Source organism: Psychrobacter sp. 1Y1, from assembly GCF_051847395.2.
Taxonomy (GTDB): domain Bacteria; phylum Pseudomonadota; class Gammaproteobacteria; order Pseudomonadales; family Moraxellaceae; genus Psychrobacter.
The window spans coordinates 1486596-1505625 of the sequence record NZ_JBPYDF020000001.1 but is presented as its reverse complement, the minus strand read 5'-3'; the positions used below and the strand labels follow the sequence as shown (position 1 = coordinate 1505625).

General features: G+C 43.1%; 14 protein-coding genes and 2 pseudogenes. 11 read left to right on the top strand and 5 right to left on the bottom strand.

The features are described from left to right. Positions 1 to 568: 568 nt before the first annotated feature. The 7 genes from ACS8FA_RS20340 (at position 569) to yfaE (ending at position 8367) form a co-directional block, all read left to right on the top strand. Positions 569 to 1528, top strand: a complete 960-nt coding sequence (locus ACS8FA_RS20340; protein ID WP_101204779.1) for a bestrophin family protein — start codon at positions 569 to 571, stop codon at positions 1526 to 1528. Positions 1529 to 2079: 551 nt separating this feature from the next. Then, complete coding sequence (locus ACS8FA_RS20335; protein ID WP_057762424.1) at positions 2080 to 2370, top strand: YbeD family protein; 291 nt, start codon at positions 2080 to 2082, stop codon at positions 2368 to 2370. 501 nt (positions 2371 to 2871) lie between these two features. Then, positions 2872 to 5148, top strand: a complete 2277-nt coding sequence (gene nrdA / locus ACS8FA_RS20330; RefSeq protein ID WP_439267232.1) for a class 1a ribonucleoside-diphosphate reductase subunit alpha — start codon at positions 2872 to 2874, stop codon at positions 5146 to 5148. A gap of 76 nt (positions 5149 to 5224) precedes the next feature. Then, positions 5225 to 5953, top strand: a complete 729-nt coding sequence (locus ACS8FA_RS20325) for a hypothetical protein (RefSeq protein ID WP_439267234.1) — start codon at positions 5225 to 5227, stop codon at positions 5951 to 5953. Between the two features lie 385 nt (positions 5954 to 6338). Then, a complete protein-coding gene (locus tag ACS8FA_RS20320; protein WP_439267236.1) occupies positions 6339 to 6710 on the top strand; it encodes a hypothetical protein in 372 nt (123 codons plus the stop codon). Between the two features lie 97 nt (positions 6711 to 6807). Beyond that, positions 6808 to 7941, top strand: a complete 1134-nt coding sequence (nrdB, locus tag ACS8FA_RS20315; RefSeq protein WP_439267238.1) for a class Ia ribonucleoside-diphosphate reductase subunit beta — start codon at positions 6808 to 6810, stop codon at positions 7939 to 7941. A 156-nt stretch (positions 7942 to 8097) separates the two neighbouring features. Then, positions 8098 to 8367 (top strand): class I ribonucleotide reductase maintenance protein YfaE, encoded by a 270-nt coding sequence (gene yfaE / locus ACS8FA_RS20310; RefSeq protein WP_057759542.1) that lies wholly within the window; start codon positions 8098 to 8100, stop codon positions 8365 to 8367. A 187-nt stretch (positions 8368 to 8554) separates the two neighbouring features. Here yfaE and ACS8FA_RS20305 read toward each other — a convergent pair whose 3' ends face one another. Next, positions 8555 to 9880, bottom strand: a complete 1326-nt coding sequence (locus ACS8FA_RS20305) for a S1C family serine protease (protein WP_439267240.1) — start codon at positions 9878 to 9880, stop codon at positions 8555 to 8557. A gap of 380 nt (positions 9881 to 10260) precedes the next feature. Here ACS8FA_RS20305 and ACS8FA_RS20300 point away from each other — a divergent pair, with 380 nt between their 5' ends. Further along, complete coding sequence (locus ACS8FA_RS20300; RefSeq protein WP_439267242.1) at positions 10261 to 11085, top strand: Nif3-like dinuclear metal center hexameric protein; 825 nt, start codon at positions 10261 to 10263, stop codon at positions 11083 to 11085. Positions 11086 to 11301: 216 nt separating this feature from the next. Then, positions 11302 to 11610, top strand: a pseudogene (locus ACS8FA_RS20295) (transposase); the annotation flags it as partial. A 4-nt stretch (positions 11611 to 11614) separates the two neighbouring features. On the opposite strand, the gene ACS8FA_RS20290 reads toward ACS8FA_RS20295, so the two are convergent. Both ACS8FA_RS20290 and ACS8FA_RS20285 read right to left on the bottom strand, forming a co-directional pair. Continuing rightward, complete coding sequence (locus ACS8FA_RS20290) at positions 11615 to 12178, bottom strand: transposase (RefSeq protein ID WP_522901989.1); 564 nt, start codon at positions 12176 to 12178, stop codon at positions 11615 to 11617. Then, complete coding sequence (locus tag ACS8FA_RS20285) at positions 12153 to 12458, bottom strand: IS630 transposase-related protein (RefSeq protein WP_075103765.1); 306 nt, start codon at positions 12456 to 12458, stop codon at positions 12153 to 12155. The genes ACS8FA_RS20290 and ACS8FA_RS20285 overlap by 26 nt, the downstream gene beginning before the upstream one ends. Before the next feature lie 62 nt (positions 12459 to 12520). Between ACS8FA_RS20285 and ACS8FA_RS20280 the strand changes: the two are divergent. Both ACS8FA_RS20280 and ACS8FA_RS20275 read left to right on the top strand, forming a co-directional pair. After that, a pseudogene (locus ACS8FA_RS20280) lies at positions 12521 to 12871 on the top strand (IS1595 family transposase); the annotation flags it as partial. A gap of 943 nt (positions 12872 to 13814) precedes the next feature. After that, positions 13815 to 15023: a transglycosylase SLT domain-containing protein gene (locus tag ACS8FA_RS20275; protein ID WP_160020845.1), complete on the top strand. Its 1209-nt coding sequence runs from the start codon at positions 13815 to 13817 to the stop codon at positions 15021 to 15023. A 164-nt stretch (positions 15024 to 15187) separates the two neighbouring features. On the opposite strand, the gene ACS8FA_RS20270 is transcribed toward ACS8FA_RS20275, so the two are convergent. Together ACS8FA_RS20270 and ACS8FA_RS20265 are read right to left on the bottom strand one after the other, a co-directional pair. Continuing rightward, a complete protein-coding gene (locus ACS8FA_RS20270; protein WP_439264906.1) occupies positions 15188 to 18178 on the bottom strand; it encodes a LysM peptidoglycan-binding domain-containing protein in 2991 nt (996 codons plus the stop codon). A 246-nt stretch (positions 18179 to 18424) separates the two neighbouring features. Beyond that, positions 18425 to 18919: a hypothetical protein gene (locus ACS8FA_RS20265; protein WP_101205368.1), complete on the bottom strand. Its 495-nt coding sequence runs from the start codon at positions 18917 to 18919 to the stop codon at positions 18425 to 18427. Between the last annotated feature and the right edge of the window lie 111 nt (positions 18920 to 19030).

The following is a 19030-nucleotide window of genomic DNA, read 5'->3' as shown; positions in this document are numbered from 1 at the left end:
GTAGTTAAAAATCAGCTCACATGAAAAGTTTGACGCATCTCGATCTAGGTACATCTTTATCTAGATACTTTGCCCATTGCCTATCAAATGACAAATATAAAAATGTGAACGTTCATAGTTAGCGAGTGATCGTCATAACGTACTTTTAGTGGGGTAATCTTTACGATCCATTAGATATATCGAATAGTGATACAAACGTTAAAGCAGTGCATGCGCACAAGAAAAAGCGTCAGACGCTTTATGAGAGTAATTGCTATAGGAAGCAATCACTACTGAGGAGGGGTACAACTAGGGTGGCGTATTCATCTCTGTGGTGACAGCTTTTATAGAGTTAAGAAGTGATATTTGGCGTCATTTTAATATACATAAAGTAGATTAATAAAAACATCGCCCTTTTCGCCGAGGATTTAACTTTTTAGCTATCCCAATTACCGAGCTTAAGTGACCACCCTACTTCTTAGTTTGAATAAATTTATAGTCTTTTGGGCTTTACAGATCTTGATTCTGTATTAGAATTACACGAGACATTTAATAGTGTCTACATGTACCCCATCGCTAGGAAACTGACATGATTGTCCGGCAAACACCCAATGCCCTTAAGATATTTTTCACTCTACGTGGATCAATCATTCCAAAAATTTATCCGCAAATTTTGCTGATTACTATTCTTAGTACGCTCATCACGATTATTCAGCACTGGATGCCTGACTCGTTTCCTTATTATGGTATGGCAACGTTTACCTTGCTCGGGATTGCCTTATCGTTGTTTCTTGGGTTTCGAAACAATGCCAGTTATCAGCGTTGGTGGGAAGCGCGCGGACTGTGGGGTCAGCTGGTATATGACTCTCGTAGCTTAACGCGCCAAGTGCTATCTTTTATAGATGATGACGATGCGAATGCCATAGATGATGGCGAGGATGACAATGCGACTGCACACGATACTCAGCGAACGATGGTATATCTGACCATTTCTTTTGCCCATGCTGTGCGCCACCGATTGCGTGGTACGCCACCTTGGGCGGATATCGAGCCTCTTGTTGCAGCGATACACCATGACCGTATGCGCCAAGCGAAAAACGTACCTGATTATATAATGCGCCTAATGGGTAAACAGCTTGGCGATATTCGGCGTCAAGGACTGGTATCGGAACAAGTCATACAAAATATGGATGAACGCCTGACCTCCATGACAATTGTACTGGCAGCGTGCGAGCGCATTCATAACACACCACTGCCCTTTGCTTACATGCTGCTGGTACATCGCACGACCTATTTATATTGCATTATGTTGCCCTTCGGTTTGGTGGCATCACTCGGTTGGGCAACCCCGTTGGTTTGTGCGGTGATTGCTTATACCTTTTTTGGTTTGGACGCGCTTAGTGAAGAGTTAGAAGAACCTTTTGGCTTGGCGGCTAATCAGTTACCTTTGACTGCCTTATCACGCACCATCGAGATTAATCTAAGAGAAGCATTGGGAGAGACGGATATTCCGCCTGATATCACTCCTATCAATGGTTATTTGCAATAGCTTCTATTAACAGTTTTAATAAAAGCCACTTAGCTTACTTCAAGATGGAACGGACTAAATACAGACTTTACTTGAATAATCGTCCATAGACCACTATAAACAGTGCATATATTCTCTGCCTAATATAGCCATTCCACTATAAAAGTATGACAGCGTTAACCTCGCTTGAAGTATCACATGTACATCTACACTCGGTTGCCTTGTACTACTTTTAAATTGAATCGACTATAGCTTGACCGATTTAAATGCCACTTACGACCATACTGAGCCTGTCTCAGTTTCTGGCGTTATGCTTTTGGCATGATTTGAGCAGATGTCTAACTAACTAAATGTCTATAGCAAGCAGCGATTTTCGAATGACTTAATGTTAGTTACTTATTTACCGCTAATGACTGATTAACTTTTTTCTATTTACCTATATAAGCGAGGCTCATATCATGAGTGATGATTCAAAAGATAACAACAACAACAGCAACGACAACAATGCAAATAACCCAACCAGCAATCAGCCATCAGTTAAAGTCACTGACCTGACGCCAAATAAAGGCGCATTGGTAGGCAAAAAGACTGATATTCAAAACCCAGAGCTTTGGGAGTTCCCGATGAACTACCCATTAAGCATCATCGGTCATGAAGGCGAGCGTGAGAGTTTGCTTAATGAAGTAAAGCTAATTTTGGGTAGCCAGTTCCCTGATTTTGATTTGGCGTCTATCGAAGTTAAGCCGTCTAAAACGGGTCGTTTTCACTCAGCACGGGTTAATTTGTACCTAACGGCTGCTGAGCAAGTGAATGCGCTTTATGCCTCACTCGATAATGCAAAAACGGTTCGTATTGTTTTATAAGTCGCATAAAAAACTTTAACGCCTTTTTGTTCCAAATCGTCACTCGCTAGTAATAAGATATGGGTGGCGATTTTTTGTGGTTTGATGTACAATCTGCGCCCGCATTATTGCCGCCATGACTCCCATTATCAGTCGACAATAACCGAGAGAATGAAAAGTAAATCTCACGATATTTTTACAAAAATTTTATTATTGACCGCATTTGCGTCTAACCCTTATCCCATCGTCCTTTGCCAAAATTTGGACTGCCTACAACCTTGTAGCAACATAGTTTTATTCTAAAATCAATATAGTATTTTCAAAATTTTCCCGCTATATTGTGCCTACCAATTAACAAAAACGCTATATGTAGTACTCAGTGATTTTAACCGTCACTACGAGTAGTGGTAGCTTTTTGCCCAAAAAAACAGCTAGCACAACCCCGCATAATAGCGTTATAAAGAATGTCTGCCGCTGCTTTGGCGCGCAGCATCACAATAAGCAATCAAAATAGAGGCCAGCATGACACATATTGACAAAATCCAAGTAACCAAACGTGATGGACGTTTAGAGCCTATTGATTTAGACAAAATTCACAAGGTAATCGCGTGGGCGGCTGATGGTTTAGAAAATGTGTCAGTATCGCAAGTTGAGCTAAAATCGCACATCCAGTTTTATGAAGGTATCAAAACTCGTGACATTCACGAAACCATCATCAAGTCTGCCGCCGACCTAATCTCTGAAACCACGCCTGACTATCAATATCTGGCTGCGCGTTTGGCTATCTTCCACTTACGTAAGATTGCTTATAACAAATTCACCCCGCCGCATCTGTATGACCATGTCAAAACTTTGACTGACGCTGGTAAATACGATCAGCACATCCTAGCTGACTACAGCCGTGCTGAATTTTATGAGTTAGAAGAGTATCTGGATCACTGGCGCGATATGAACCTTGCTTATGCTGCTGTTGAGCAAATGGCTGGTAAGTACTTGGTACAAGATCGTGTGAGCAAAACTGTTTATGAGAGCCCGCAGTTCTTATACATGCTCGTCGGTATGTGTCTGTTTAGCCAATACGACAAGTCAGATCGTCTTGATTTCGTCAAACGTTTCTATGATGCGACCTCAGAATTCAAAATCTCACTACCAACGCCAATCATGTCAGGTGTACGTACGCCATCGCGCCAGTTTAGCTCGTGCGTATTGATCGAATGTGGTGATAGCCTAGACTCTATCAACGCAACCACTAGCGCCATCGTACGCTATGTATCACAGCGTGCTGGTATCGGCATCAACGCAGGTCGCATTCGTGCCCTTGGTAGCCCTATCCGTGGCGGCGAAGCGCAGCATACTGGCTGTATCCCATTCTACAAACTGTTCCAAACGGCAGTTAAATGCTGCTCACAAGGCGGCGTACGTGGTGGTGCTGCGACGTTGTTCTACCCACTATGGCATTTAGAAGTTGAGTCATTACTGGTACTCAAAAACAACCGTGGCGTCGAAGACAACCGTGTCCGTCATATGGACTACGGCGTACAGTTAAACAAGACAATGTACACGCGCTTGATCAAAGGCCAAGACATCTCGCTATTCTCACCAGGCGATACGCCAGGCCTGTATGATGCATTCTTTGAAGATCAAGACAAATTCGAAGAGCTATATACCAAGTACGAAAATGATCCTAACGTTCGTAGCCGTCAAATCCCAGCTGCTGATTTGTTCAGCCTAATGATGCAAGAGCGTGCCAGTACGGGTCGTATCTATATCCAAAACGTCGATCATTGCAACACGCATAGCCCGTTTGACGCGACGGTTGCCCCGATTCGCCAGTCAAACCTATGTATGGAAATCGCGCTACCGACCAAGCCACTGGATAACATCAATGACGAAGAAGGCGAAATCGCTCTTTGTACGCTATCAGCGGTCAACTTGGGTAAAGTCGAAAACGTCAGCGATATCGAAGAGCCAGCCGAGCTAATCGTCCGTGCGCTTGATGCCCTGCTCGATTATCAAGACTATCCTGTTAAAGCCGCTCAAAACGGCAGCATGCGTCGTCGTACACTAGGTGTGGGCGTGATTAACTATGCTTATTACCTTGCCAAGAATGGCGTACGCTATTCAGACGACAGCGCGCTTGGTCTAACCCATCAGACGTTTGAAGCATTGCAATTCTATCTCCTAAAAGCGTCAAACAAATTAGCCAAAGAGCAAGGCGCGTGCCCTGCGTTCAATGAGACCACTTACTCACAAGGTATCTTGCCGATTGATACGTACAAAGCCGACTTGGACAAAATCTGCCAAGAGCCGCTACATCTCGATTGGGAAACGCTACGTAGGGATATCACTGAGCACGGTCTACGCAACTCTACTCTAACCGCCTTGATGCCGTCTGAGACCTCTAGTCAGATCGCCAACGCGACCAACGGTATCGAGCCACCACGTGGTCTGGTCTCTATCAAAGCGTCAAAAGACGGCATCCTAAAGCAAGTCGTGCCTGAGATTGATAAGCTAAAAGATCAGTACGAGCTACTATGGCAAATGCCAAACAATGACGGTTACCTAAAGCTGGTCGCTATCATGCAGAAGTTCGTCGATCAAAGTATCTCTGCCAACACCAACTACGATCCAGTTCGTTATGCTGGTGGCCGTGTACCAATGAAGATATTGCTAAAAGACTTGCTAAACGCTTATAAAATGGGTGTGAAGACGTTGTACTACCATAACACTCGTGATGGTGCGAACGATGCCCAAGCGGATATGGAAGATGATTGTGCTGGCGGTGCATGTAAGATCTAGGTTATTGATTGATGGCGGGTTTGGCTTATTTAGTTGAGTCCGCTGTTTATTCTTATCTATAAGGTACTGGAATCATATGAATGCATATACCGAGTATCAGATAAAAAACTTCTATGAGAAATATAAGGATCAAACTTTCGATCAAGACGATATAGCGCTTTTTATTACTGCAAGTCGAGATGATACTGATCATGGAAGTATTTTTAAAGAATTAGGAGACTTTATAGCGCATCCTAATCTTAAAGATCGTGGAATGGTAATTAAGAATCTCAAACCTGTTATCAAGTATTTTGAAGAAAACACTGATGATATGTTGGATGGCAAACGGCCAACAATAGAATTACCGTTTTCGATAGGCTTTAATAATGAAATCTTAGATGAATTGTATTCGGTTTTTGGAATGGTGGGAATTTATCCATCCTCTAGAAATATACATAGCCCATCTTTCAGAGAATTTATGTTTTGTTTAATTTTTCTTCTAGGTAACTTCAAGCTAGAACTAAATAAAAAAACTTGTCCATTGGTAGTCACATTTTCTGGAGCTTTAAGTTTAACTGTTTTATATCCTAGCAATAAGTATCCAAAGTATTTAGCAGAGTTTACTTTAGCTTTTCTAGGAAATGTCTATACAGGAGGACTACCTAGCTTTTATAAGAAAAAGTTGGATGAACATATTGTGAGAAGACTATTTGATGGAAGTCTCGCTGCTATACCCTACGAATTTGATAAAGATTGCTATCTAACTGGTGAAAAACCATTTCCTAAAGGTGTGGGCTTACCATTGGGGGAAAAGCTGAAATCATAGGTGCAGGGTGCATCCAGCGCACCGATGATATGGAAATTTAGCACGTAGGTTGGGTTGACGAAGGAAACTCAACGGTTTGAGTTTTTGTTGGGTCTCGTGCCTCGACACCAACCTACTCAAAAGCATGGAAAGCGGATATTTTGTAGGGTGCGCCCAATCAGAAGAGTCGTTAAGAAAAAAGAAAGACGCCCTAGCAAGGCTTTTTAGCCCTGAGCGAGGAAATAACGAAGCACTGCTTCGTCCGAGCGCAAGAGAATTTGCATTTTCGCAAATTCTGTAGCAACTATCCTGCTGACGACGATGACTAGGCGGATACAAGAGGTAGGCGGGATTGGCTACTGTTATCATTAAAACATACAGATAGAACTAAAACGACGGAGGTCATGTGCAATATACCGCAATCATCAAAGACGGTGGTTTGTTTATCCCAAACGTATTTTCAGACCTAAACGATGGTGGCTCGCATATCGTACAAGTCGAGGTTGATATTGCAGAGGTGCGTCAGCAGTTAGGTGTGGATGAAGCACCAAAGACAACGGTCGCCAAAAAAAGTGTGACAAAAGCAGCCAAAAAACCAGCGTCAAGAACCACCAAAAAAGACACAAAAAGACTATCGGACGATGCAGATGTAAGTACCCTACGCAAAAGCGCGCTCGATGAATTAGAAGCACTAGATGATAGTGAGCTGAGCGAAATATTCAAAGCCTATATGAACGATGGGCAAGAGTCGTCACAGATATCACTAGAGAACCTCTAAGCTAAAACGCTATAATCCAAAAAAGTGTCATAACATCAAATCAAAACCAGTCAAACCCCTATAAATTAATAACCGTATCAATTATAAAGGCAGTCTCATGACTTACTCGATTTTTTCTCAAACGCCAAACAATGCGCTAAAAGAGCCGATGTTCTTTGGTCAGCCCGTCAACGTGGCGCGCTATGACCAACAAAAGCACCCTATCTTTGAGCAATTGATTGAAAAGCAGCTGTCGTTCTTTTGGCGTCCAGAAGAAGTCGATGTATCACGCGACCGTATCGACTTTAGCAATCTGTCCTCGCATGAGCAGCATATATTTTTGAGCAACCTCAAGTATCAGACCCTACTCGACTCGATCCAAGGTCGTAGTCCAAACGTGGTGCTATTGCCACTGGTGTCTATTCCTGAGCTTGAGACGTGGATTGAGACATGGTCGTTCTCTGAGACCATTCACTCACGCAGCTATACGCATATCATCCGCAATATCGTCAATGACCCAAATATTATCTTTGATGACATTATGCAAAACGAGCACATCTTAGGCCGTGCCTCTGATATCGCTCAGTACTATGATGAGCTGTACCGCAACTCACAGCTATATAGCCTGTACGGTCCAGGTACGCACAACATCAATGGCGAGCAAGTAACGGTTGATTTAAAATCACTGAAAAAGCAAATGTACCTATGCATCATGGCGGTCAACGTTTTAGAAGCTATTCGTTTCTATGTATCGTTTGCTTGCTCGTTTGCCTTTGCTGAGCGCAAATTGATGGAAGGTAATGCCAAAATCATCAAGCTAATCGCTCGTGATGAAGCGCTGCATTTGACGGGCACGCAGCACATGCTGAACCTCATGCGCAACGGTCGTGACGATCCTGAGATGGTTGAGATTGCCGCAGAGTGCTATGAAGAAAGTATCGAAATCTTCCGTAAGGCGGCTGAGCAAGAAAAAGAATGGGCAGGCTATCTGTTCAAAGATGGCTCGATGATTGGTCTAAACAAAGACATTCTGTGCCAATATATCGAATACATCACTAACTTACGTATGGAAACTGTTGGCTTGCCAGCAGCGTTCCCGAACTCAAAGTCAAACCCAATCCCGTGGATTAATACGTGGTTGTCGTCTGACAATGTGCAAGTAGCACCGCAAGAGACTGAGATTAGCTCGTACTTGGTTGGTCAGATTGACTCTGACTTATCAGACAGTGATTTTGATGACTTTGAATTATAAGAGCTTTGAGCTGTAAAAGTCTGAATTACAAAAGCTTAGAATTATAAAGGCTTGAGCGGTAGAGATTTGAAGCTATAAAATTTCTACCGCTGTAATCGTCTTATGGGTTAATAGTAGGGATAGCAATAGCACAGACATATCCCAATAGGATTCACGATGACTTGGGTAATGACCAGTAAAAAGCAGTTCTATCTACACGATGACGAGAGTCTGCTAGATGGACTGCTACGCACCGGACACGATGTAAACTATCAATGCCGCGAAGGCTACTGTGGTAGTTGCCGAGTCAAACGTATTGCCAGCTCGCATACGGTCGATTATCCGTTTGACCCACTGGCAATGATTGAAGAAGATGAAATCCTGCCCTGCTGTTGCCGTGTGCAAGGTGTCATTTATATCAATCATGATCCTATTGAAAAGTTATAGCAGGGTTATAAGCAAGAAGGGTTATCAGTAAACAAAGCTAGTCTTTGAGTTCAGAAAGACCAGCTCCAACAAAAAGCGCGCTCCTTATCTAAAGGAGCGCGCTTTTTTGTGCTATCAGCTAAATAAAAGTGCTGACTCATATATACATTATGAGCCAACACATAGTGGTGGTAAGAACAACTACAACTTACTGCGACGCAGCATCTTGTTCAAACAGTTTCATCAGCTCTTCGCGCATACGATCACGCTCTGCTTTTGACATCATTGGCGTTTCTTCATCACCTTGAATGTTTGGCTGCTCCATTCCGCCCATACTGTCATTTTGTAGTACGACAGGACGCTCAAGTGGCTCTTGCGCTGGACGCTCTTCTAGTGTGATTTTTACTTGGGCATTTTTACCTTGACGTAATATCTGCGCATCCAGTTCAGTATTTGGTGGCTTACGAGCAACATACTGAATCAAGGTATTGGCATCTGTCATCTCGACATCGTCGATGGTTAAGACGATGTCACCGACACGTAGACCGCTTTTTGCCGCTGGACTGTTATCAATGACGTTTAGTACTTCTACGCCTGTTGATGTCTCTAGCTGCGTTGGGTCACGTAGCTGTGACTGAATCTCGATACCTAACCAACCACGACTGACACGGCCATCTTTAATCAAGGCATTCATTACTTGCTCAACCAGTGCCGTCGGAATCGCAAAGCCAATGCCCATCGAGCCACCAGAGCGCGAGAATATAACGGTGTTGATACCGACTAGCTCACCATGAGCATCGACCAGTGCGCCGCCTGAATTACCAGGATTAATCGCCGCATCAGTCTGGATAAAGTCTTCAAATTTATTAACACCCAGTCCAGTACGTCCAGTCGCTGAGATAATCCCCTGCGTCACTGTCTGACCCACACCAAATGGATTACCAATCGCTAGCGCCAAATCCCCCACACGAATTGGATCTTCGCGGAAGCCGAGTGGTGTCAGCCCTGTCATATCAACCTTAATCACAGCTAGATCACTATCAGGATCTGTACCGATGATTCTGGCACGGCTCTTACGACCATCATTGAACGCGACTGTGATCTCATCGGCCTTTTCGATTACGTGGGCATTGGTCACGATATAGCCATCTTCTGATACGATCACACCAGAGCCTAAATTGGTATTGCCCTGCTCTTGTGATGGGCCACCATGATACTCAAAAAACCGGCGCAGTACGGGATCATCCATATAAGGATGCTCGGTCATCGTTTGCGTCGTATAGATATTGACTACAGACTGCGACGCACGCGCCACTGCATTATGATAAGAAGAGATAGGCGCTGGCGTGTCCGACACTGGCTCTGCTGCTTGCTGCTCCGCAGGCGGGGTTCTTGGCGGCTCCCATGTGGCCTCTGACGTCGACTTCATACTCGTGAACAACCAGATAAACGCTGCCAACACTAGCAGCAATAAGACCCAAGGTAACCATTTTAATAAAGACGCCTTGTTGTTGGTGTTCCGGGATGACGACATATAAAACCTCTATAAATTTATTGCAAACAGACAGTGAAAAACGATGTGAGATAATGGCGACCGCTTAGCTAGTGTTGACCCATTCATCAGATGGTCAAATGCTATACAGCTAGGCAGACTCACGTATATAAATTATAACCGCAATACCAGTAAATAGTAACGTATCGTGTACCATTTCAGTTATCCAGCTTGTCTGCTTGCTTACAACGGCATGTTAAAATAGCTTTTACGATGCTCGACACTTCAACATTTCGAGAATTGAACATAAAGCGAGAAGTCCAAAACCAAACACTCTCAAACATGACAGATAATACATAATTTTTGCTTAGTTAATCTACAGCACCTTACGACATACATTTTATTGATGACAGGAAAACATAATGACTGCAAATCATACGACAGCTGAATCCAATACTCAAAGCATTAGCGCTCAGGCATTGACACAGTTCTGTGACGACTACTTATCTACCAGCGCGTTTAAAGACTATGCGCCAAATGGTCTACAAATCGATGGCGGACGCCCGATTCAGCGTATCGTCACTGGTGTCACGGCTTGTGAAGCCTTGATAGATGCTGCGATCGCTAACAATGCCGATGCGATTATGGTACATCATGGATACTTCTGGAAAGGCGAACCCGCACCTCTTACTGGGATGAAAGGTCGACGCGTGCGCAAGCTGATGCAACACGGTATTTCTATGATTGGCTATCATCTACCGCTTGATGCACACCCAATCTCTGGCAACAACGCAAAACTTGCTGACATGCTAGGCATGACAATCACTGGTGCGCTCTATCCCTCCGAGTCACATCCTGTGGGCAATATCGCTACTTGTACACCGCAAAGTACTGACGATCTTATTGCCACCATTACTCAAGCTTTAGGTCGCGCGCCATTACATATTTCAGCTGAGTATCATACAGACGCTTCTGCTCAGACAAGTGGTAGACTAATAGAACGTGTGGGTATATGTACAGGCGGTGCGCAGGATATGATTGAGCAAGCGGCTAGCATGGGCTGTGATGCGTTTATCTCTGGTGAGATATCTGAGCGTACTACGCATAGCGCGCGTGAGCTTGGAATTGACTATTTTGCTTGTGGTCATCATGCAACGGAGCGTGGCGGTATCCAGGCATTAGGAGAGATAGTCGCTCAAAAATTTGGTCTACCAGTTACTTTTATCGATATCGAAAATCCAGCATAAACTAGCCACTTAAAATATTATTTTAAACGGTCGTCACTTATAGAGAAAAATTTGCAGAGAAAAAGAAAATGATAGTTCAAAAGTCAAACTAGACTTGCTAACAGCTTCAGTCAAACCATACGCATAAGCATAAAGTCTAGTTTTACTACTATTTGAACTTTGTTATTCTATTTTTGATGGGGCTGTAGTAGATAAGCACTATGCTAGACTACTTTTATGAAGATAACCCGTTGTAAACTAAGTAAAAAAGCACAGCGAAGGCTGTTAGAGTTTTTTACGGCTGAAGTGACTGCTAGAACAGCCGCAGATTTGCTTGATATTCAGCCTAATACTGCTGCACTTTTTTATCATAAAATAAGACTTGTGATAGATTACCATCTCTCATTAGAAGCTGATGAGCTTTTTGATGGTGAGGTCGAATTAGATGAAAGTTACTTTGGCGGTGTACGCAAAGGCAAAAGAGGTCGCGGGGCTGCTGGTAAAACCGCTGTATTTGGTATTCTAAAACGAAACGGTAAGGTTTATATAGTCACTGCACTACAAAAGAGTTATGTTTTGGATGAATATCATAAAACAATTTAGATAAGTCATTTTCCATCCAACCTTGGCGCAAAAACTTCACTTGAGCCCATTTTTTCTCGATGGGATTTAAGTCAGGACTATAAGGTGGTAAAAATAGAAGCCTGTGACCATGCCTGTTAAGCAGCTTTTGAACGCGCTTATGAAAGGTCGCATTATCCATAACGATCACACATTTTTTCTTAAGCTTTGGTATCAGCGTGAACTTGCACCAGTGATAGAAAACCTCTTTATTGATGTTGGTCTTTAAGCAATCGAGTGCAAACAGCATTCTGCCATATAGCGCACCAATGACGTTGGTTCGCTCTTTGGCTTGCCAGTTGTAACTGCCAATGCAGGGGCTACCAATGGGTGCATAACCACAAGGACGCATCGTTTCACTCTCAAACCCACTTTCGTCCATATAGACAATAGCAAAGCCTTGAGCAATGTAGTGGTTAAGCTTGGCTAGATAAGTCGCTCTTTTCACAGGACAGGCTTTGGGATGCTCAAGTGTCTTTTTTTTTGCTAACACCAATACGCTTTAAGGCTTTACTGATGCCTGTTGGGCTACAATCAAAACGCTGTGCTCGCTCATAGTGATAATCGTCAGGGTGGTCTTTGACATCTTGAGCTAAGGCTTCATCCTCTATTTTGTAGGGCTTAATATATCGAGTGGTTTTACTATGAAGACGCTTTTTCCACTTCTGGATAGTCGTTGGACTGATATCATAGAAAACAGCAGCTTCAGCAAAGGTCATGCCCTCATCTAAGCTTTTTAAGACTTGTTTGCGATAATCTAGGGAGTAAGTCATGGTTATTTATTGTGGTAATCGTTTAGTTGATTTATTTTATAACATTTTTGTGGTCAGGTGACTATACCATTGTCGTAGCAGACACCAAACAGACTACCCTAATGCCTGTTATTAAGCGTAAAATCAAGCCTGACAGCTTTGTTTATACGGATAGCTATCGAAGTTACAATGCATTAGATGTGAGTGAGTTTAAACATTTCAGAGTCAATCACTCTATAGAGTTCATTTGCGGTAAGAACAATCACATCAATGGCATTGAGAACTTCTGGAATCAGTCCAAACGAACACTCAGAAAGTATAATGGGATTAATAAGAAGAACTTCCATTTGTTTTTAAAAGAGTGCGAGTTTAGATTCAACTATGGCTCACCATCTAATCAGCTGAAAACCTTGAGAAAATGGTGTGATATTTAATCCTTATCTACTACAGCCCCTTTTTGATTATTATGTACCAAATAGCTGGAAAATTAACCGTTTATATCTTAATTGTTAAGTTTTATCGCTTTTTTCTTAACTCTACTTGAATAATGCAATTAGTAACCGCATATTACTACCTGTAAGAAAGAACGTTTTGTCATGAAACTTCCCATTATTACAGCTTCCGGTTATGGCACCAAAATAATGCTGGTAGTTGTTTAAGACTTTATGATGCTATATCGGCGATAAGATTTTAAACCGCTACCCATTGAAATACTATGTTTGCACTATATATGTTAGCAGCATGGTATTTTTTTATTTTTGGTGTCGCGATGACGGTATGACATAGTCAATTTGATAGACAGCTATAAACTATCACTTCTGGTTATTTTGCTTACCCTCATCGCTGGACAAACAACTTTAGTAGCCAGCTATTCTATTACTAGTAACTTAATATTAGTGATTCAAAGTATAGCCAGCCATCAAAGTTAGCATAGTTAAAACAGATGAATGTATTTGCCTCATTGGCAAAACCTTACATCAATGTTTCAAGCTATGTCTTTGTCTCAATAACTTAATCATGACCTTACCTATGTTTGATATATAGTTGTTTGGCCACTAGCCATATTTAGTTATCGATGAAGGAATCATCTGATTTATATCCTTCGCGTTGTTGTGCGTTCAGTATTTTAAACCAGTACTTATAAACACTGTTTAGAACGCTTTTATGACATATTGATAGCTGGCTGACGACAAACTATCCCACTAACTCTTAGAGAGAGTACGCTAGTGGCGCTATAGTCAAACAAGATAGAGCGGCATTTATCCTATTAAAAATGCCACTCTATTTAAGATACTATATCGATATATGTCAATATTATGCACATATATTTATTCGTGTTTTTGCGGTAAGAAGGATGGCTAAAATCAGGAGACATCCATGCAGCGTATTACTTATCGTGTAAAAGTATCTGCGCAAGGGGCCAAACGCCGTATTTCTTATTTACTGCGTCCATCTAAACGCCTACTGAACACCAAAAGTAACATCGTTTCATCCGTTACCCCTATTGCGTCTAATCATTTTGCCAGAACCAAGAAGCTGGCACAAATCTCTAGCATCGCTCTACTCTCGTTGCCCGCTGAGAGTTTGACGACCATGAACACATCGGTACCAGCTTATGACAACGTCATGCTGGAAAACACCTTGACCATTGCTGCGGTGCCTGGCGATAGCACTTACTTTGCTACCGATGGCTTCCAACATGGTTTTGGTTTTGATCTGGTGCGCACTTATGCCGACGAGCTCGGTGTCGATATCAATCTAAAAGCCTACGCCAGTGAAGAAGCCGCGCTAAAAGCACTAAGAACCGGCAACGCTGACATGGCATTGACTACGGCTAGCACCAAGCTGAAGAGCCAGCTAAATTTATCGTCAATCAATGTCAGCTGTGGTTACGATTCTAGTCTGACTAAGAACGGTCTACATCCTAAGGTAAGTTGGACGTTTAGCTCATCCAATGATCCACTATCAAGAAAGGCCAGTTACTTTTTGTGCGATAGCATTAAGCTACAAAACACACAAAAACTTGCCGCGTTCTACAATCAAAACTTGCTTAAAGATGCCTATAGTCAGGATCACTTCCAGAGAACGTTGACAGAAAAGTTACCGGACTATCAGTCTTCGTTTGAAGAGCAAGCACGTAATTACAATCACGATTGGGAACTTCTGGTCGCGATGGGTTATCAAGAGTCACACCTTGATGCCAATGCTGTGTCGCCGACTGGCGTACGCGGGTTAATGATGCTGACCAATAACACTGCAAAAGCGATGGGCGTCTCAGACCGTGTCGATCCTTACCAAAGCATTGGTGGCGGTGCACGCTATCTAGAGCAAGTGAAAGCAGATTTCTCTGATGTGCCAAAAACTGACCGTATCTGGTTTGCCCTTGCAGGTTATAACATGGGTCCCAATGCGGTAAAAAGAATCCAACGTGAACTACGAGCTCAAGGTATCGATGATAAGAGCTGGGCGAATGTCTATGCTTATTTAGCAGACAATAGAGCGTCGAATAGCCGCTATGGTCAAGCCATGCACTATGTCAGTAACATCAGAAGCTATCTTGAGACTATTAAAACTCAGACTGTCTAGTCTGTAAATATTACTAGGCAATTTGCAAGCTAAACTTTCACAGTTATTTATTCTTGTTAAATAAAAAAAGCTGCTCTTATAAAGAGCAGCTTTTTTGTGCGATACGATTAATGATTAATATTAATGACGCCTTATGTAAACGGTATCCATTAATATCTTATTCATTAACGATTTGGAACTGTCAGACGCTGACCACGCTGCAACATCGTATCAGCGGCGATATTGTTCATATCAGCCAGCTCTTGTGTTGAGACACCATATTTGCGTGCTAAACCAATCAAGCTATCACCCGAGCCAACCGTGTAGCTTACTGTCGCTTTTGGTACTTTAAGCGTTTGGCCGCGTTGTAGTTGTGCATTGGTCGCTAGATCATTGGTCGCTGCCAAATCCTCTACCGATATGCCAAACTGACGTGCTAGAGCAATTAGGCCATCGCCAGATTTAACTTTGTAGCTTTCAGTATTACCTAATTTCGTACCACTACTTGCTGAGCTACTACTGCTGCTACTAGCAGAGCTGCTGCTTTGGCTGCTACTAGATGCGCTTGCCACACTGCCGCTAGCAGGGATGGTAATAGTACGGCCCAATATCAGATTCGAGTTGGTATTCAAGTTATTCGCTGATGCCAAATCACTTAAGCCAATATTGTAACGTTTAGCGACACCCGTTAGCGTATCACCTGATTTTACTTTGTAGCTGACCGCTTTGTCATTCAGCTGACGGTCAACCAACTCTTTAGTAGCAGGAACTTTAATCGTTTGACCACGTTGCAAGCGAGCCTTTGCATCAAAATTGCTATTTACTGCAGCCAGCTCCGTTGCACTCACTCCGATGCTGTTCGCAATACCAATCAGCGTATCACCTGATTTTACTTTGTAGTTGGTGGTCGCGACCGAGCTTGAGCTGTTACTACTACTAGCACTTGTCGTACTTGTAGCATCGAAATCAACACTGGCTGGCACTTTAAGCGTCTGACCAACATATAGCGAACTTGTGCTGTTGATACCGTTGAGACTGGCTAAAGTATCTGTCGACACATTGAATTGACGTGCCAATGCAATTAATCCGTCCCCTGCTTTTACTTTATAGTTTTTGGTCGCAGTGCTTGATTTACTTGGCTTGGTAGAAGGCGCTGCAGGTGTCGTCGCAGGTGCAGTCACTTTACCCGGTATGAGCCATAATTTTTGACCTCTGAGCAAATCAGCACGGCTGCTCAGATTATTGTAGCTGGCTAGCTGAGTGACCGATAAGCCAAAACGATTGGCCGTACCGATAAGCGTATCACCGCCTTGTACGACGTAACTGTCAGGCTGACTAGCGGCGGCGTTATTAGCAGTACTCAATGGCTCGATAGTCTTGGCATTATATAGATATAACGTACTGCCAGAGAGCAAATTGGCACTGGCATCTATCTGGTTCCATTCTGCGATATCACGCCAGCTAACCCCTGCTCGACTCGCAATGTTCGAGAGCGTATCGCCACGTTTGACCGTATAAGTGGTACGAGTGCCTTGAGGTTTTGGCTTACTTACCGAGGTTTTAGCAAAGCTAAGTTTCTTCTCTGCACCACTCGCTTCTAAGATAGACTGCTGTGTTTGTACGGCTGATAGATTAATGTTGCCATCAGCATTGATAACATTGGTCTCAGAGGTATTTCTCCGGATTTGATTGGCGATGAAATCACGCTCTTCTTTGCTAAGCGGTGGCTCTTGGACAATCGTATTGTTCTGAGTAATCTGAGCTGAGGTAGTCGGTAGACTGTTACTGCTCTTAAGCTCAGCATTGATTTTGTTAGTCTCTGCTGTGGTCAGTGGTGGCTCAGTACGAGCTGAAGAATTGCCACTGTATACCGAGCTGCTAGTTGGCGTCGCAGATGGTGAGATGTAGCTGGTAGTCTGCTGAGGTACACTTGCGCTAGCGGCATAATCAGCCAATGCGCTACCAGTAGATGGCAGTGATGAGGCAGTATAGGGTTTGTTATTATAGCTTGGCGTAGTCGCTGTCGTGCTTGAGCTACCTGCGTTGTTTGAGGCGAGTACATTGCCTGTACCGTTACCTCTGAGCCCACTTAATTTGGCATCAGCATTGAGGCTGACGTCGTTAGGAATGATGACACGCTGTGGACCTGAAGAATCAACGCGGCCTGATGTCAGTGCAGTGTTTAGACGCTCTAGCTCATCATAGCTGACTCCAGTTAACTGCGATACTTCTGCCAAGCTCACACCATAGTTAACAGGTACACTACGGAAATGCTGACGGTTAGCGATAGCTGGTAGATACACACCATACTGCTCAGGCTTAGCGACGATTTCGGCTACAGCTAAGAAACGCGGCACATAGTTCATCGTTTCAGTCGGTAATTGAAGTGACCAGTAATCTGTTGGCAGTCCGCGCGCTGCGTTGGCATCAATTGCTTTTTGTACACGGCCAGGTCCAGCGTTATAAGCAGCCAATGCTAGCTCCCAACTACCAAACTGGTTGTGCAGTGCTGTCAAAAAGTCATAGGCAGCACGTGTCGATTCGATCACATCGCGACGACCATCATAAGTACTGCTTTGGTTCAAGCCATAGATACGGCCTGTACTTGGGATAAATTGCCATAATCCCGCAGCTGCTGCACTACTCGTACCACTTGGATCATAAGAGCTTTCGATAACTGGTAACAAAGCAAGCTCTGTTGGAATATTGCGACGCTCTGCCTCTCGTACCGTATGATAGATATAGCGACTGGCACGTGCAGTTAGGCGATTGAGATAATCCTGTCTACTAGTAAACCAGCTTTTTTGACCTTCAATGCGCTGATTATAGATTGGCTTACCACCATTCATGCGGTAGCCTGCGCGTAGACGATTCCACAAATCACCATATTGCTGAATAGCAAGCTGGTTACCTTCTACCATGGTCATGTCAGTAGCTTCTAACAAGTCAGCCAACTCATCCAAACTCTCTGCATCCAAAAACGCAGTTGAGTAGTCTGCACTACCTGTATTAGCCCCTTGACTGGCAGGACTTTTGGTAATGACAGATGAGCTATTGGTCGCACCTTTGTTTTTTACCGCTGATGTATTGCTACACGCACTAATCAGTAAAGTGGATACCGCAAGCGTCAATGGCAACGCAATAAATGAGCGAGAGTGTGATAGCACAGTAGACATGATATTGGAGGTTTCCTAACGACAGAAATTAATAAGATAAAGTTGATGGATAGTATAGTATGCAATGTAAAGCAAAGACTAGCCTAATATAAAAGATAATCATAGACGCTCAAGTAGCCTATAAAACTAAGTAATGACTATTGTTAGCCAGCTAAGACTTTTTATAGGTCGAAATCGCAGCTAGCTCAATCAGCTATTGTTTATGCTACCTATTGTATTTTTGAGTCTTACTTGCTCGATGATGACTTAATTAATAGCCACCTGAGACACTGCACGCAAGAGCACTGCATTACCAGTAGATAAGGTCAAGGTCACACGAGATGTGGTAACAAATGATACTTGCTGACCATTTTTTACCCAGCTTTCATTGGTCGTCACATTGGCTTTGGCTTGTGAACCAGTAATCACCACATTATCTACCGAAATATCATAGCGATAATTGGACGTATCATTCCAGCTGTTTTGAAGCAGCTTTAAATAGGCATCTTTGTCTAGACTGGTAGACTTTCCCTTTCTAGATAAAGAAATAAGCGCGTCATCTGACACAAGGCGCGATACCTGATTGATGCTCTGGCTATTCGCTGATGCTTTCATTGCGGCGGCATAGTTCTGTACCAAATCTTCGGTCATAGTTGCTGCTTGTGCATTGATACTGATGGTGCTGGCTACTGCTACGATTGCAGTGATGCTGGCGCTTTTCACCAATAGAGCTAATAGCCTATTTCCCAATAATTTTTTCATGATAATCCTTAGCGATATTTTTTTCGTTAGTGTCATATATTGACGATTAACGCTCTTTTATCATTTATTTTGGCAGTGTATCTGTATAGATATATCTATATACTCATATCA

Coding starts and splice junctions, on each gene's coding strand:
- ACS8FA_RS20340 (WP_101204779.1), top strand. CDS start 569: ATGATTGTCCGGCAAACACCCAATGCCCTTAAGATATTTTTCACTCTA.
- nrdA (WP_439267232.1), top strand. CDS start 2,872: ATGACACATATTGACAAAATCCAAGTAACCAAACGTGATGGACGTTTA.
- ACS8FA_RS20325 (WP_439267234.1), top strand. CDS start 5,225: ATGAATGCATATACCGAGTATCAGATAAAAAACTTCTATGAGAAATAT.
- nrdB (WP_439267238.1), top strand. CDS start 6,808: ATGACTTACTCGATTTTTTCTCAAACGCCAAACAATGCGCTAAAAGAG.
- yfaE (WP_057759542.1), top strand. CDS start 8,098: ATGACTTGGGTAATGACCAGTAAAAAGCAGTTCTATCTACACGATGAC.
- ACS8FA_RS20305 (WP_439267240.1), bottom strand. CDS start 9,880: ATGTCGTCATCCCGGAACACCAACAACAAGGCGTCTTTATTAAAATGG.
- ACS8FA_RS20300 (WP_439267242.1), top strand. CDS start 10,261: ATGACTGCAAATCATACGACAGCTGAATCCAATACTCAAAGCATTAGC.
- ACS8FA_RS20285 (WP_075103765.1), bottom strand. CDS start 12,458: ATGACTTACTCCCTAGATTATCGCAAACAAGTCTTAAAAAGCTTAGAT.
- ACS8FA_RS20275 (WP_160020845.1), top strand. CDS start 13,815: ATGCAGCGTATTACTTATCGTGTAAAAGTATCTGCGCAAGGGGCCAAA.
- ACS8FA_RS20270 (WP_439264906.1), bottom strand. CDS start 18,178: ATGTCTACTGTGCTATCACACTCTCGCTCATTTATTGCGTTGCCATTG.
- ACS8FA_RS20265 (WP_101205368.1), bottom strand. CDS start 18,919: ATGAAAAAATTATTGGGAAATAGGCTATTAGCTCTATTGGTGAAAAGC.